This is a genomic window from Polaribacter sp., assembly GCF_049276715.1.
Classification (GTDB): domain Bacteria; phylum Bacteroidota; class Bacteroidia; order Flavobacteriales; family Flavobacteriaceae; genus Polaribacter.
The window spans coordinates 59,901-75,583 of sequence record NZ_JBASWY010000006.1; the positions used below are offsets into that span (position 1 = coordinate 59,901).

13 protein-coding genes and 1 tRNA gene are annotated in these 15,683 nt (G+C 32.9%); 12 read left to right on the forward strand and 2 right to left on the reverse strand.

Going from position 1 to position 15,683, the window contains the following annotated elements; all coding sequences use genetic code 11:
- Positions 1-23: 23 nt before the first annotated feature.
- Positions 24-1,328 carry a ribosome biogenesis GTPase Der gene (der, locus tag WAO74_RS01415; RefSeq protein ID WP_422159059.1) on the reverse strand — a complete coding sequence of 435 codons (1,305 nt, stop codon included), beginning with the start codon at positions 1,326-1,328 and terminating at the stop codon, positions 24-26.
- Between the two features lie 81 nt (positions 1,329-1,409).
- Here der and WAO74_RS01420 point away from each other — a divergent pair, with 81 nt between their 5' ends.
- The 5 genes from WAO74_RS01420 (at position 1,410) to WAO74_RS01440 (ending at position 9,078) form a co-directional block, all read left to right on the forward strand.
- Complete coding sequence (locus WAO74_RS01420; RefSeq protein WP_422159060.1) at positions 1,410-1,940, forward strand: GTP-binding protein; 531 nt, start codon at positions 1,410-1,412, stop codon at positions 1,938-1,940.
- A gap of 326 nt (positions 1,941-2,266) precedes the next feature.
- On the forward strand, positions 2,267-2,737 hold the full coding sequence (locus WAO74_RS01425) for a T9SS type A sorting domain-containing protein (protein WP_422159062.1): 471 nt from the start codon (positions 2,267-2,269) through the stop codon (positions 2,735-2,737).
- Between the two features lie 2 nt (positions 2,738-2,739).
- Positions 2,740-3,660 carry a hypothetical protein gene (locus tag WAO74_RS01430; RefSeq protein ID WP_422159064.1) on the forward strand — a complete coding sequence of 307 codons (921 nt, stop codon included), beginning with the start codon at positions 2,740-2,742 and terminating at the stop codon, positions 3,658-3,660.
- Positions 3,661-3,681: 21 nt separating this feature from the next.
- A complete protein-coding gene (locus WAO74_RS01435) occupies positions 3,682-4,242 on the forward strand; it encodes a response regulator (protein ID WP_422159066.1) in 561 nt (186 codons plus the stop codon).
- A 174-nt stretch (positions 4,243-4,416) separates the two neighbouring features.
- Positions 4,417-9,078: an Ig-like domain-containing protein gene (locus tag WAO74_RS01440; RefSeq protein ID WP_422159068.1), complete on the forward strand. Its 4,662-nt coding sequence runs from the start codon at positions 4,417-4,419 to the stop codon at positions 9,076-9,078.
- A gap of 90 nt (positions 9,079-9,168) precedes the next feature.
- Here the strand turns inward: WAO74_RS01440 and era are convergent, their stop codons facing one another.
- Entirely contained in the window at positions 9,169-10,053 is an 885-nt protein-coding gene (gene era, locus WAO74_RS01445; protein ID WP_422159070.1) for a GTPase Era, read from the reverse strand.
- A gap of 110 nt (positions 10,054-10,163) precedes the next feature.
- On the opposite strand from era, the gene WAO74_RS01450 reads away from it, so the two are divergent.
- The 7 genes from WAO74_RS01450 to WAO74_RS01480 all read left to right on the forward strand — a co-directional run.
- Positions 10,164-10,236: transfer RNA gene (locus WAO74_RS01450), tRNA-Met, on the forward strand.
- A gap of 177 nt (positions 10,237-10,413) precedes the next feature.
- Entirely contained in the window at positions 10,414-11,655 is a 1,242-nt protein-coding gene (locus tag WAO74_RS01455) for a tyrosine-type recombinase/integrase (RefSeq protein WP_422159072.1), read from the forward strand.
- Positions 11,656-11,669: 14 nt separating this feature from the next.
- Positions 11,670-12,638, forward strand: coding sequence for a hypothetical protein (locus tag WAO74_RS01460; RefSeq protein ID WP_422159073.1), 969 nt, complete (start codon positions 11,670-11,672; stop codon positions 12,636-12,638).
- Between the two features lie 126 nt (positions 12,639-12,764).
- Positions 12,765-12,947, forward strand: coding sequence for a hypothetical protein (locus WAO74_RS01465; protein WP_422159076.1), 183 nt, complete (start codon positions 12,765-12,767; stop codon positions 12,945-12,947).
- Between the two features lie 53 nt (positions 12,948-13,000).
- The gene (locus WAO74_RS01470) at positions 13,001-13,432 is read left to right on the forward strand and encodes a hypothetical protein (protein WP_422159077.1); all 432 of its coding nucleotides are present in this window, start codon (positions 13,001-13,003) and stop codon (positions 13,430-13,432) included.
- A 921-nt stretch (positions 13,433-14,353) separates the two neighbouring features.
- Complete coding sequence (locus tag WAO74_RS01475) at positions 14,354-14,587, forward strand: helix-turn-helix transcriptional regulator (RefSeq protein WP_223445336.1); 234 nt, start codon at positions 14,354-14,356, stop codon at positions 14,585-14,587.
- 57 nt (positions 14,588-14,644) lie between these two features.
- A partial coding sequence (locus WAO74_RS01480; protein ID WP_422159080.1) for a type II toxin-antitoxin system HipA family toxin occupies positions 14,645-15,683 on the forward strand: 1,039 nt, incomplete at its 3' end.

A 15,683-nucleotide genomic window follows, 5' to 3' on the forward strand; every position in this document is an offset into this window, starting at 1 on the left:
CGGTATCTAAGAGCGCATTCTGTTTATTTTTGTCTAAAATAAATAGTGATTGGTGAGCCTGAAAAATCGTAAATTTCTCTTAATTTATTCTCTAAAAAACGCCTGTAAGAATCTCTAACATATTGAGGTAAATTGCAAAAAAAAGCAAATTGTGGCGTTTCAGTTGGCAATTGCATACAATACTTTATTTTTACAAATTTTCCTTTTGTTGCAGGAGGTGGATAGTTTTTAATGATCTCTAACATTACATCGTTCAACTTGCTTGTTGGTATTTTTTTCTTTCTTTTCTCGAAAACTTCTACTGCAGTTTCTATCGCTTTAAAAATACGTTGTTTTGTTAACACAGAAATAAATACAATTGGCACATCTGTAAATGGTTCAATTTGTTTTCTAACCATAGCTTCAAAATCGCGCATTGTATTGGTTTCTTTCTCAACCAAATCCCATTTATTTATTAAAATAACAACGCCTTTCCTGTTTTTTTCTGCCAACCAAAAAATATTTTGATCTTGTCCTTCAAAACCACGAGTGGCATCAACTATTAAAATAATTACGTCTGAGTATTCTATAGTTCGAACTGCACGCATTACAGAGTAGAATTCTAAATCTTCTTTTACTTTCGATTTTTTTCTTATCCCAGCTGTATCAACCAAATTAAAATCGAAACCAAATCTATTATATTTAGTATCTATAGAGTCTCTTGTTGTGCCAGCAATGTTGGTTACAATATTTCTATCTTTGCCAATTAAAGCATTAATAAAAGAAGATTTTCCAGCATTTGGTCTCCCAACCACAGCGAATCTTGGTAACTCTTGTTCAATTGTTTGTTCTGGTTCTGGCATTTTTTCTGCTAGTGCGTCTAATAAATCTCCAGTTCCACTTCCATTTATAGATGCAATTGTAAAATATTCGCCTAACCCTAAATTGTAAAATTCTACAGCATCTGGTTCACGCATTGCGTTATCAACTTTATTTACCACAGTAAATATTGGCTTTTTTACTTTTCGTAAAAGTTTGGCAACTTCAGCATCCATAGGTGTTATACCATCTTCTACATTCACTACAAAAACAATTAAATCTGCTTCTTCTATGGCAAGTTTTACTTGTTTTCTAATTTCTTCTTCAAAAACATCATCAGAGCCAATAGTATACCCACCAGTATCTATTACAGAAAATTCTTTTCCATTCCAGTCAGATTTTCCATAATGTCTATCTCTAGTTACACCACTTACAGAATCTACAATAGCTTCTCTTCTTTGCACCAATCTATTAAAAAGTGTCGATTTCCCTACATTTGGTCTTCCTACAATTGCAACTATACTATTCATTTTTTTTGCTGATATTTTTTGCAAAGATACACTTTACGTTACTATAATTTATTGTAAATTTAAGGAGTTTAAAATGTTCTAATGATGATTGATAAATCAATATTACTTGCAGAAAAAAGAAATAGCGATGTTTTTTTAAGACCGAGATTTGAAATTGATTTGACCGAAAATGCTGATACCATTCTTGAAGCTTTTAAAAAGGCATTTAATAAAAATGATTGTGCTTTTTTAGGGACTATTATGGATGGGCATATTTTTATTTCTGTATTAAAAAAGGATGAACATTTTTGGTCGCCTCAATTGCATTTAGAGGTTATTCAAAAAACAGAAAATTCGGCTTCTTTAAAAGGATTATTTGGACCAAAACCACAAGTTTGGACTCTTTTTATGTTTATTCATTTTTTGATTGGAATTTCTTTTTTAATTTTTTTGGTACTTGCTTATTCTCGGTATTCTCTTCACCAATCTATCTTTTTTCCGGTTGCTATTTTAATTGCATTGCCTTTGGTTTGGACCTTGCTATATTTTTTAGGCAAAATAGGTAAGGATAAAGGAAAAATACAAATGAAGAAATTACATCAGTTTATGATTCAAGTTTTAGAAAATGAATAATTGATAATCTACCGCTAATAAATTAATCATTAGTTTGTGACAAATAAGGAATTTTGCAAAAAAAAAGGGTTTTTCCCGTTTTTTATTTCTCGGTTTGTAATTGTTTTGACGACTTTTTTATTTTTAAAACCTTAAAAACACACACTTATTTGTATTTTTAATTAATTTTTTTTAATATTTCCTTTAAAATTAATCCTTAATTTAAATTTATGTTATTTTATTTTTCACTAATATTGTAGAGCTAACCAAACGACAAAATTGCTTATTACACTCTACGAAATACCTTAATGGGCTGTTATATTGTTTTTTAAGTGATTAATTTTCTTATGAAATTAAAATTACTAACACTACTATTTACAGTTTTTACATCATTTACGTATAGTCAAGAAGCTGTTGTTACTTCTGGAAACACAGCAACTGGTGCTGGTTCTTCTACTTATACTATTGGTCAAACCTTTATTGCGACTATTACAGGAGCAAATGGTTCGCTGTCTGAAGGGGTTCAAAAAAGTATCGAAATTTATACGCTTTCAAATTCCAATTTAAAAATTCTAACTTTAAAAGCAATTACCTATCCAAATCCTACAAAAGATTTTATTGTTTTAAATTTAAAAGATAACAACTTAGAAGATTTATCTTTTACAATTTTTGATATCAATGGCAGGATGATGAAAAAAGGAAAAGTAAATCAAGAAAACACATCAATAGCAATGAAAAATTTTGCAACAGGTATCTATTTGTTAAAAGTTTATCAACAAAAACAACAATTAAAAGTATTTAAAATTATAAAAAACTAAGTATGAAAAAGAAGATTACCCTCATCATCGCTTTATTAATTTGTGCAATAAGTGTAGCGCAAACACCAGAAAAAATGAGTTATCAGGCAGTTGTTAGAAATGCAGATGGCAATATAGTTGGTGATACCAATATTGGAGTTAAAATTAGTGTTTTAAAAAACGCATCTACAGGCACAGTAATTTATGCAGAAACTCACGCTGCTACTACAAATGTAAATGGTTTGGTGACTATAGAAATAGGAACAGGAAGCATAGTAACAGGTATCTTTGCAAATATAGATTGGGGTTCAGACACCTTTTTTATAAAGTCTGAAACAGATATTACAGGAGGTAGTAATTACACCATTTCTGGAACAAGCCAATTGTTAAGCGTGCCCTATGCATTGAATGCAAAAAAAGCTGATAATGTAAAAACATATAAAATAGGAGACTTCGCTCATGGAGGTATTGTTTTTTGGGTTGATGAAACGAAACAACATGGTTTGGTATGTGCAAAACAAAACCAAAGTAATGGCATAAAATGGTTTGCTGGCACATTTGGCAGCACCTATGCACGAGGAAATGGTTTGTTTGCAGGTAAATCTAATAATACTGTAATAATTTCTACTCAAGTTTTTATTGGCGATGATGGTAATGATTATGCAGCAAGAATTTGTAATCAATTAGAAGTAATTGAAAACAATGTATCTTATGGAGATTGGTATTTACCAAGCGCTTTTGAGTTGAAGTTAATATCTCAAAGTTTTGCAACTATAAATAATACAGCAACAAGCAATGGAGGTAGTGCTTTGTTAAATAGTTTTTACTGGAGTTCTACAGAAGCTTCTGGTAACAATGCAAAAATAGTGAATGTTTCTAACGCCCAAGAATCTAGCGTTTTTAAAAGTAGTTTGAATCCTGTGCGTGCAATTCGATCGTTTTAAAATTAGAATTCACCAACTGTTATGAACAAAATAAGAACCATCATTATAGATTCAGATCTAACTTTTTTAGAAAGTTTTAAAAGCCTTTTAAGTAAATTTAATGAAGTAGAAGTTGTAGCGACTTTCGTAGACTCGCAAGAAGGTAGAGAATTTATTATAAAAAATGAATTGGATTTAGCCTTTGTGCAAATAGAAATGCAAAATTTATCGGGTTTAGAATTGGCCGGAGAAATTAGTAAGCAAGAAACTGATACAAAGATTGTTTTAGTTTCAGATCACGCGCATTACGCAATAAAAGCTTTAAAAGTGGCTGTTTTCGATTATCTTTTGAAACCAGTTTCTATAGATGAGTTAAAAATTTCTCTACAACGTTTTAATACTAGGTTTAAAATAAATTTAAACAATAGAGAGTTGCAAATTATTAGAGAAATGTCTAATGGATTAAGTAGTCAAAATATTGGCGAAAAATTATGCATCAGTAGGCATACTGTAGATACATACAGAAGATCAATCTTAGAAAAAACCGAATGTCAAAATACAGCACAACTGATTAAGTTCTCTCTTAAAAGCGGACTTATTTAAACCATTAAACCGTTGAATTGTAATAATTAATCGACAATTTACTCATTAATGAGGTTCAATATCCTTGTTAATGAGGTATAATAAACTATAAAGAAACCTTAATTTCGCATACTAGACTTAGCACATTCTAACCAAACTAACCAAACTTGGCTAAATCAATTTAAAATAAATGTTATGAAAAATAAAATTACATTATTACTAGTATGCATACTTTTTGCAGTTAGTTCAGCTTTTTCACAAACCGTAAATAGACTTGCAGTACCAGGAAACGGTTCGTTTACTGCGACGCTTTCTGAAACTATACCTCCAGACCATACAGCTAGATTTTTTGCTTTACAATCTATTTACTTTGATGGTTTTGCAACCTTCACACTTAATACTCCTGGTGTAATGGGTGTTGATATAAACGGATCTAGTGGTGAGTATTTTGTTGCTGTAGGGTATAAACTTTTTAGTAATGTTGGCAATATTGAAGATTCGGTTCATGCAGTTGAAGTTAGAGTAGGAGATGTTACTGCGCCAGTAATTAACCTAATTGGTGCTGCTACGCAAACAATACAGCAAGGTGGAAGTGTAACATTTGGTGCTACTTCTACTGATATAATTGGTGGTCATTCTGATGTTCTTACAGTAACTGAAGATTTAAATGGTTTGGATATTAATACTCCAGGAACCTATTATGTATTATATAATGTTTCTGATTTGTCTGGTAATGCTGCAGATCAAGTTACATTAACTGTAATTGTAGACGCAACACCACCAGTAATTACCTTAAATACTCCAGGTACACAAACGATAGAAGTAGGTACAGCTTATTCAGAATTAGGAGCAACAGCTTCAGATAATGTAGATGGAGATATTTCCAATACTATTTCTATAACAGGAGTTCAAGCAACGAATGTTGTAGGTCAATTTACTGTATCTTACGATGTTTCAGATGCAGCAGGTAATTCTGCAACTACTGCAACAAGATTAGTAGATGTTGTAGATACAACTTTACCAGTTATAACTTTGGTAGGAGATAACCCACAAGTTATTGAAGTTCATACAGCTTACACAGAATTAACAGCAACAGCAAATGACAATTATGATGGAGATATTTCTGGTAGTATTGTTATTGATGCAACAAATGTGGATACTGCAATTGTAGGCTCTTATATAGTAACCTATAATGTAACAGATGCAAATACAAATACAGCCATTGAAGTAGAAAGAGTTGTAAATGTTGTTGATACCACCAAACCAGTCATAACTTTGGTAGGAGATAACCCTCAAGTTTTAGAATACAATGAAGCTTATACAGAATTAGGTGCAACAGCTACTGATAATTATGATGATAATACAGCTTTAACCAATACAATTGTAATTGATGCCTCTAACGCACTTGCAGGAGTAGGCACTTTAGGCACTTATACAGTTACTTATAACGTAATAGATGTAAATACTAATGTTGCAGTAGAAGTAATAAGAACCGTAAATGTTGTAGATACTACAAAACCAACACTAACTTTAACCGGTGATAATCCACAAATTATAGAAATTATAAATGGTGATGATGCAATTTATGTAGAGTTAGGAGCAACCGCAAGTGATGAATATGATGTGAATGTTGATGACAATGATATCATTATCAATACTTCAGCATTAATGTTAGATACTGTAGGCTGTTATCCTGTAACCTATACAGTTTCAGATGCATCAGGAAATACAAGAGTTGTAACAAGAATTGTATTTGTTTTAGAAGCAGGCAAACCTTGGGCAAAAAACGATGCATATAGTGTAGACCAAGACAGTTCTAATAACATTTTTAACGTTTTAGCAAATGATAGTTATGGAACAGATGGTGCTAATGGAACGCATCCTATTTCACTTTCAGGAGCGTATACAGACAAAGGAGGGAAATTAGATTTAGTAGGAAATACAGTTCAATATACACCAGCACCAAATTTTTCTGGAGCAGACTACTTTAGCTACACAATTACAGACGAAAATGGAGATGGAAGTGGAGATGCATCAACTGCAAATGTTGCAGTAACAGTATCTTTAAATCCAAAACCAGTAGCTGTAGGCGATGCTATGATTGTAGCTAAAAACAGTGGAGCAACCAGTATCAATGTGATTGCAAATGATAGCTTTGGTGCAGATGGATCACATCCAACAGAAGCATTGACAGTTTTAGCAACAAGTGCAGAAGGAGGTACTACCGTTTTAAATGCAAATACAGGAGAGATTGAATACACACCAAAATTAGACTTTACAGGTTTGGATTCTTTTACCTATACTATTAAAGATGCAGGAGGAGATACAGCTACAGCGACTGTTTTAGTAACTGTAACGATTGTAGATGTTGTGAATCCAACTTTATTTCCAACAGCTTTACCAGATGCAGCTGCAGTTTCACAAAATAGTGGGGCAACAAGTATCAATGTTTTGGTGAATGATAGTTTTGGAACTCAAGGAGCAATGGATGATGGATTATCGATGCCAAATGGAAATTACACAGGCGATAGTGATCGAGGAGGATCGATTAGTGTCGATAAAAAAGGTACAGCAAGTACTTTAGATGATGAGATTTTATATACACCAAAAGCAGGCTTTATAGGAGAAGATGGCTTTAAGTATATGATTACAGGTACTGCAGGAGACACCTCAATTACAACCGTAGTTGTAACTGTAACAGAAATCGCAATGCCAACAGCAGTTGCAGATGCAGTAACAGTAGCTCAAGATAGTGGAGTAACCAGTATCGATGTATTAGCAAACGATAGTTTTGGTTCAAATGGTCCAGCCACTGTAGGTTCTTTAGTAGTTTCATTAGGAACAAGTACTCAAGGAGGAACCATAGCAGTAGTGAATGGTAAAGTAAACTATACCCCATTCGCAGGCTCAAGTGTAACAGACACTTTCCAATACACCATTACAGATGCCAACAATGAATCCTCATCAGCCACTGTAACAGTTACAATAACAGCTACAGGAACAAGCAATGTGCCTTTAGCACAAGATGATGCAGTTTCAGTAACAGAAAACACTGTAGATAATTTAATCAACATTTTAGATGATAATGGTTCAGGCGTAGATTCTTTTGGTTCAGATGGACCCAATGCAAGTCACCCAATCTCACTATCTGCATTTTACACAGACAAGGGAGGGAAATTAGAATTAGATGGAAACGTAGTAAAATACACACCAAGAAAAGATTTTGTAGGAGTAGATAGTTTTAAATATACCTTAACAGATTTAAATGGAGATGGAGATGCAGCCACTGTAACAATTACCGTAAATGGAATTCCATTGGTATTAACAGCCGTAGATGATGCAGTTACAGTAGGAGAAAATTCAGGAGCCACCAACATATTAGTACTCGCAAATGACATTTTACTTGCAAACACTGCTATCACCACTTTTGATGCATCAGGTAGTAATGGAGGTAGTATTACTTTAGATGATAATGGATCAGCAGGAGATACATCAGACGATTTTCTAGTATACACTCCAGCTTTAGCGACTACAGGATTGGATATATTTACATATACAATTAGCGATGGCGTTTCTACTGATACAGCCACAGTTACAGTAACCGTAGATAGTGCAGCTGTTATACCAGGAGTATTTGCAGCAAAAGCAGATGCAGTAACCGTGGTTCAAAACAGTACCAATAATGAGATTAATGTATTGGCAGACAATGGTTCAGGCGCAGACAACTATGGAACTTCAGGTCCAAAAGACGGAGGATTGACTTTGGTAAATGGAATGAGCACAGGATTAACAGAGCAAGGAAGTGTTACTATCGATGCTAAAGGAACCCCAAGTCCATTAGATGATAGAATTGTATACACACCAAATACAGGGTATGTAGGTGTAGATCATTTTTATTACATGATTACAGCCGTAGATGGAAAGACAGCCATTGCTCAGGTAACAGTAACCATAGGCCAAGTAGCTACACCAACAGCAGTTGCAGATGCAGTAACTGTTTTAGAAGACAGTGCAGCAACCAGTATTGATGTTTTGGCAAATGATAGTTTTGGTTCAGATGGACCATCAGCAACACCACTGATCGTTTCTGGTAACAGTGCAGCAGGAGGAACTATTGTTGTGAACAATGGAAAGATAGATTACACACCATTGGCAGGATTTAATGGACCAGATACTTTTGAGTATACCATTGAAGATGCTACCACAGATCAATCTACAGCAACAGTAACAGTAACAGTGTCACCAATAGCAGTAGGAACTAGTAGTGTGCCAACTGCAAAAGATGATGCAGTATCTGTGATTAGAAACAGTGTAGATAACGTGATTAATATTTTAAATGATAATGGATCAGGGGTCGATTCTTATGGAACAGATGGTCCAAATGCAACACACCCTATCTCACTATCAGGAACCTATACAAACATTGGAGGTAAGATCGAATTAGATGGCAATACCGTAAAGTTTACACCTAAGCAAAACTTTACAGGAGTAGACACCTTTAGTTACACCATTACAGATGCCAATGGCGATGCTTCTACAGCACAAGTAAGCGTAACTGTTGCAGTTGCAAGAACTTTAGGAACGGATAGCAATAGTAATTCTTTGATAAAAGAATTACAAGTATATCCAAACCCATCCAAAGGGAAATTGAATGTAACGATTCATAGTGAGCAATCAGAACAAGCATCTATCATTTTATATGATGTTACAGGCAAAGTAGTTTACAGAGCACAACAAGAATTATCATCAGGTAAAAACACAATGAACTTGGATGTAAATGTAAAATCAGGTATGTTATTCTTGAAAGTATATTCAAATACCACCAACTTTGGTACTAAGAAAATAGCATTCGAATAAGCTATTCAAACATCAATTATCAAACAATAAAAAAGGTGAAGTTTTTAAACTTCACCTTTTTTTTATTTGTCATTATTTTTTTTGATAAAACTAACTTTGGTTGTAACCAAAGCGTTTCAGCTGATTTTTATCACTTCTCCAATTTTTATTTACTTTAACATACAGTTCAATAAATACTTTTTTCTCGAAGAATTTTTCCAAGTCTTTTCTAGCTTCAGCACCAACTCTTTTTATTGCGGTTCCTTTATGGCCAATAATAATTCCTTTTTGAGTTTCTCTTTCAACCATAATTACAGAACGAATTCTCACTATATGTTCTTCTTCTATAAACTCTTCTGTTTCTACTTCAACCGAATACGGAATTTCTTTTTTGTAATGAATTAATATCTTTTCTCTAATTTTTTCATTCACAAAAAAACGTTCTGGTTTATCAGTTAATTGATCTTTTGGATAAAAAGCAGGATTTTCTGGGAGTAATTCTTTGATCTTTTCGAAAACCGACGAAACGTTAAAGCCTTCTAAAGCAGAAATAACAAAAACATCTGCATTCGGTACTTTAGTTTTCCAGTATTTTATTTTTTCTTCTACTTCATCTTGAGTAGATTTATCAATCTTATTTAATAATAAAATTATAGGAATTTCGCTATGAATTATTCTATTGAAGAATGCTTCATTTTTTAACTCTTTTTCACCAACTTCTACCATATAAATTAGAATATCGGCATCTTCGAAAGCAGACTTTACAAAATCCATCATAGAGGATTGTAATTCATAGGCAGGGACTATAATTCCTGGTGTATCAGAAAAAACTACTTGATAGTTGTCCTCATTTACAATTCCTAAAATTCGATGTCTTGTAGTTTGAGCTTTTGGAGTGATAATAGAAAGCTTTTCGCCCACTAAAGCATTCATTAAAGTTGACTTCCCAACGTTTGGATTTCCAATTATATTTACAAAGCCAGCTTTATGTATCATTTTGCAAATATAGTTTGTTTTGTTAAGTGACTACGAAATAAGAGAATAAAAAATAAGTGTAATAAAGTTTGTATAAGTTTAAAATTGTGTTGTATCTTTGCAGTCCAAATCGCGGGATAGAGCAGTAGGTAGCTCGTCGGGCTCATAACCCGAAGGTCACTGGTTCGAGTCCAGTTCCCGCTACAAGGCTTAAGGCTAATTAAATCAACGAATTGTGTCTCACAATTCGTTTTTTTTATGCTTTTAAATTCCTTACTTTTACGAAACGTACACGAAAACGTACACGTTTTTACTATGAAACTGAATTATTCCGAGCCAAAAATCTACACAGGGGGAGTAGATATTTCGATTTGGTCCAAATTGACAACAACAGAAAAAAAAACTGCTTTAGAGCGGCCTTGGTATGTGTATTTTTCATTTCGTAATCCTGTAACAGGTAAACTAGAAAGACAACCCAACATCAAAGCAGGTGCTAATAAATTTAAAACGAGAAGAGAACGCTATGCTTTTTTAAAGACCATGCAACAAGCGCTTTTAGAATTGTTGCAATATGGGTTTAATCCGTATCAGGACAATAGCAACCTAGAAGAGGGCTTATTTTCACAAGAAACTAAGATCGCGCACCAACCTTCAATAAAAGAACAACCAAAGGAGTTCATTCAACAAGTAGAAAAGATAGAAAACCAAATCAACGAAGAAGAGTCTGGAAAAAGTATCGCAGAAGCCATTGAGTTGACACTAGGTCTAAAAGTCAATATGATGAATAAAAACTCGTTTGTACAATATAAGAGTAGAATAGGGCTTTTTGAAAAATGGTTGAAGGCAAATAATTATTATGACAATCCCATTCGTTTTATCACAAAGAGGCTCGTTACAGAATACCTGAATGATATCTTAAAAAGAACAAGTCCAAGAAACCGAAATAACTCCAGAACAGATATTGCTTCTATGTTTCAGCTATTAGAAGATAATGAATGGATAACAATGAATTTTGTTAGAAAAATACCTAAATTAAAATCTGTTCCCAAAAGAAATAAAACCTATACACCCAAACAAGAAGAGGATATTTATGCCTATTTAGAGAAGAATGATTCTCTTTTATTGTTGTTCATTCAATTTGTATCTTATAGTTTTTTACGCCCCATAGAAATTTGTAGATTAAAAATAGAAGATATAGATGTTGAAAATAAAAGAATGTATGTAAAAGCAAAAAACAAACCAGTTCAGATAAAAATTATTCCTAAAATTCTGCAAGACAAGATACCGGATTTATCTGGAAAGGACCCAAAGGCATATTTGTTTGGACGTTATGAAATAGGAGAAGTATGGGAAGCAGAACCGATTAATAAACGAAATGAATTTTCGAAACGTTTCAAACCTGTAAAAGATCATTTAGAGTTGGGAACAGATTACGGAATTTATAGCTTCAAACACACCCATGTAACTAAATTATATGTGAAGTATAGACAAACGATGAGTGCTCAAGAAGTAAAAAATAAATTGACAGGCATTACAGGGCATGCTACAATAGTAGCTCTTGAAAAATATTTAAGAGATATTGATGCAGAATTACCTGAAGATTACTCAGAGGATTTCAGTTAAAAAATAAAGATACTGTGGAGAAGAAAAGAAAGTACTGGTGCCGCATCAAGAAAAATACAGATTTTTATGATTTGCCAAAGGAAAAACAGATAGATATTTTATTGGAAGGTGGTGTGTATGTTTCTAATACTGTTGCTTCATCGCCGGAGCTAAATGTTAAGGATGGCGTTTTATACTTACCAAATTTAAGTATTGAAAAACAACCAAGTCAAGAGTTTAAGGATGAATTTTATGAGTATATACTCGAAATTTATCAATTAGATATTGATAATTATTTCTATCTCTTTTTTAAAGATTTTAATAATCGTGTTTTTGGAATGGAGCATCAAGATCAAAAGGTGATAGCTCTTGAAGCTTTTAGAGAAATTTACGATAGTATAGATATAAAAGTAGATTTTGTAAATAAAGAGATTTCCAAAAATGGAATAGAAAATGCAAAAGAATTCAATAGATTTCTAAAACTAAAAGGAATGAGAAGTGGAGTCTGTTCAACACTTGCTACCTATGAAAACTTAATTTCTTATTTAAGTGGTAATGAAGCTTATTTTAAATCCTCTAAATTCAAAGAAGAGGAAACATTTTTAAAGATGTTAAATTTTGAGAGTCAGTTAAAAGTCTTGGTCAGTCTAAATGACCGTTATCAATTTATAGAAGATATCGTATATAGTAAATTAGGTAAGTTGAAAGATGCTTATAAATTATATAAAAATTTATTTATAAGTTTTGAAGTATTTGTGTGGGTGGAGAATAAGATAGATAGTTTTACAGAAGAAAAACCATCACATATAGAAAGTTTATATCAATCTTTACTGGATCTTGATTTAGTATCTGGAACAAAGAAATTGTTCATAGATTATGTCAATAACGAGCATGAAATGAACCTAACTAAAATCAGAAATTATTCACAAAAAAATAACAGAAACCACGATTTTAGAGTAAAGAAATTCAGAGATGAACTTAAAGAAGTGACGCTCAAAATATAGAAAATTACCCTTCAGACATAAAAGCGTATTTACAGACATAAAAAGACATCGTTCAGACGTCTTTTCATAAGTCTCTTTTTACTCCTTAATCCTTAATTTAGAGCAACACCTAAGTTAAAGATTAGAATGAACTCAGAAACTGTTTATCAAGTAGCAAAAGCACTTCCAAAAGAAGAGCAATTGTTGTTGTTTGAAAAACTAGAGAAGGATTTCAAAATATTTAGAAAGAACAGAGAACAAAGAAAAACTGTTCTTACCAGAGAAGAAGCTATGCCCTATTTATTGGATCATGTTTTTAACAAAAGGTAAAAAAATGTAATAACCCACGATTAAACGTTAATCGTACGTAAAATTAACGCCAAATGGAAACAAGAACCTATGAATGCCAATACTGCAGAAAAGACTATGTACCAAAAAGAAGAGGTGTGCAAAAATTTTGTAGTAATAGTTGCAGAGTCCGCTCACATCAATTGAAAAACAAAAAACCAAAAGGTACAGAAGTCACAACAGGAAATAATACCAAGACAGATAAAACTAAAATTGAAGAGATGAGTATCGCAGGAGTTGCAAATTCCTTAGGAGGAAATTTAGCTGCGCAAGGATTAATTTCTTTATTTACAAAAGAGGAAAATAAACCAGCCACAAAAGGGGACCTTCTAAAATTAGCTGCCAGTTTAAAAAGGTATCATCAAGTAAAAAATTTACCACCAAATCATCTGGGGCAAATCCCAAACTTTGATTTGTATAAAGGTGAGATTGTTTATTTTGGATTGAGTTTATCTTTTAAAAATTAAATGGTATTAAAGTAAAAAAAAAGCAACCCTATAGTCAATCAGTCAGAAAGCAACCTAAAATATTTCGGAAACGAATGCAATGTAATGGGAGAAATTTTACTAAGTCGTTACGATGCTTTTACACATCCAGAGCAAAGTCGAAGAACAAAAACACATCTCACTACCAATCTATCAGCTTCAGAAATAGAACAATTTTATGGCAACAGAATCAGAAGCAGATTAAGAGAATCTTTTAATTTAATTGCCTTTAGTAATAATTCAAAAGATAAACGAAGGTAGTTTTCACATTCATGATTCAACTGGTAATTAAATATTTGAAAGTAGAATTCAAGCAAAATAAAAGTGAGTCTTGATTTTTGAATACTCCTGAGCTTGACGAAGGATTGGTCGAGAAAAAGTATTATGATAAAACAAATATTCAACAAGCAGTATTAAAAATATAAATCCCAATCCAAAACCGCCATAGAATCTGGCAGGCGAGCGTCAATAGTTTGAAGTTGTCGTTAAAAAAGAAATGCTGTTTGAGCTTTTGCGAGTTCATTTCTTTTAGGCAACAAAAACTTAATTGACCGCCGAAGATTCAAGGCTTGATCTTTTGTTTCTCCTGAGCTTGACGAAGGATTGGTCAAGAAAAAGTATTATGAAAAAAAATAAAAACCATTTTGTCATTCCAACAAAGAGAAGAATGAACGACGAGGAATCTCATAAATATAAATTACAATCCAAGTCTAGATTTTTTTGTTTCTCCTGAGCTTGACGAAAGATTGGGCAATGCAAAAAAGAATATATAAAAATAAAATTATCATTTTGATTGTTATTTCAATCAATTAACGTATATTTGCTTGAAATAACAATCATTTTGTTGTCATGAATAAAAAAACACAAATACTATTTCCAAAGCACTTGGTAATTCTTAAGCAAATGGGAGAAAACATCAAATTAGCAAGAAAGCGACGTAAACTAACAACAACGCAAGTTGCTGAAAGAGCCGATATAGTAAGAAGTACATTATACCTGATTGAAACAGGGAGTCCTAGTGTAACATTGGGTGCCTATTTCAATGTATTAAGAGTATTAGGCTTGCAAGACGATTTCTTAAAACTTGCAGCCGATGATGAATTCGGAAGAAAATTACAAGATTTAGATTTATTATAAAACAACTGTCATTGCGAGAAGGCACGACGAAGCAATCTCATAAATTAGAAGTGTAAAATGGCTACTAAAAAACTAGACATATATGTATTCGCACATTGGAAACCAATGCATGAACCCGAATTAATAGGTACCCTCTCAGCACAAAATGCCAAAGGAAAAAAAGCGTTTAGTTTCGAATATCATAAAAACTGGATCAAATCTAAAAACCAAATGCTATTAGATCCAGATATTCAGTTTTATGGTGGTCCACAATATCCAAATAATAAAGAAAATTTTGGTATCTTTTTAGACAGTATGCCAGATACTTGGGGACGTACATTAATAAAAAGAAGAGCGGCTCAAGAAGCAGCTGTAATTGGAGAAACAGCAAAAACACTATATGAAATAGACTTTTTACTCGGGGTGTATGATGAAAGCCGAATGGGGGCATTAAGATTTAAAACAGATGTAGAGGGTCCATTTTTAGATAATAACAATCTGTCTCCAACACCACCTTGGTCATCAATACGTGAACTTCAAGAGGCTGCTCAAAACTTTGAAAATGATACCGAAAATGAGGAAGCAAGACAATGGTTAGCTATTTTAATGGCACCTGGTTCCTCTTTGGGTGGTGCCAGACCCAAAGCAAATATTTTAGATAACGATAAAAATTTGTGGATAGCAAAATTTCCTGCAAAAAATGATACCACAGACAAAGCTGCTTGGGAATATCTAGCATATCAATTGGCATTAAAAGCAGGTATAAAAATGTCTGAATGTAAAATCCAAAAGGTTACCGGAAATTACAATACATTTTTTACAAAACGCTTCGATAGAGAAAATGGCGAAAGAATCCATTTCGCTTCGGCGATGACCATGACTGGTAATAACGAAGAGTCCATCAGAGATCATCAAGCAAGTTATTTAGAATTAGCAGAATTTATTCAAAACCATGGTAGTAATATAGAAAGCAATCTCGAGCAACTTTGGCGCCGTATTGTTTTTAATATTGCCATTTCCAATACCGATGATCATTTACGCAATCATGGGTTTATAATTACAAACAAGGGTTGGGAACTCTCTCCAGCCTACGACCTCAACCCATCTATAGATAAAG

Excerpts from the sequence above, each read along its gene's own strand:
- der (WP_422159059.1), bottom strand. The coding sequence starts at position 1,328 with ATGAATAGTATAGTTGCAATTGTAGGAAGACCAAATGTAGGGAAATCG.
- WAO74_RS01420 (WP_422159060.1), top strand. The coding sequence starts at position 1,410 with ATGATGATTGATAAATCAATATTACTTGCAGAAAAAAGAAATAGCGAT.
- WAO74_RS01425 (WP_422159062.1), top strand. The coding sequence starts at position 2,267 with ATGAAATTAAAATTACTAACACTACTATTTACAGTTTTTACATCATTT.
- WAO74_RS01430 (WP_422159064.1), top strand. The coding sequence starts at position 2,740 with ATGAAAAAGAAGATTACCCTCATCATCGCTTTATTAATTTGTGCAATA.
- WAO74_RS01435 (WP_422159066.1), top strand. The coding sequence starts at position 3,682 with ATGAACAAAATAAGAACCATCATTATAGATTCAGATCTAACTTTTTTA.
- WAO74_RS01440 (WP_422159068.1), top strand. The coding sequence starts at position 4,417 with ATGAAAAATAAAATTACATTATTACTAGTATGCATACTTTTTGCAGTT.
- era (WP_422159070.1), bottom strand. The coding sequence starts at position 10,053 with ATGATACATAAAGCTGGCTTTGTAAATATAATTGGAAATCCAAACGTT.
- WAO74_RS01465 (WP_422159076.1), top strand. The coding sequence starts at position 12,765 with ATGAACTCAGAAACTGTTTATCAAGTAGCAAAAGCACTTCCAAAAGAA.
- WAO74_RS01470 (WP_422159077.1), top strand. The coding sequence starts at position 13,001 with ATGGAAACAAGAACCTATGAATGCCAATACTGCAGAAAAGACTATGTA.
- WAO74_RS01475 (WP_223445336.1), top strand. The coding sequence starts at position 14,354 with ATGGGAGAAAACATCAAATTAGCAAGAAAGCGACGTAAACTAACAACA.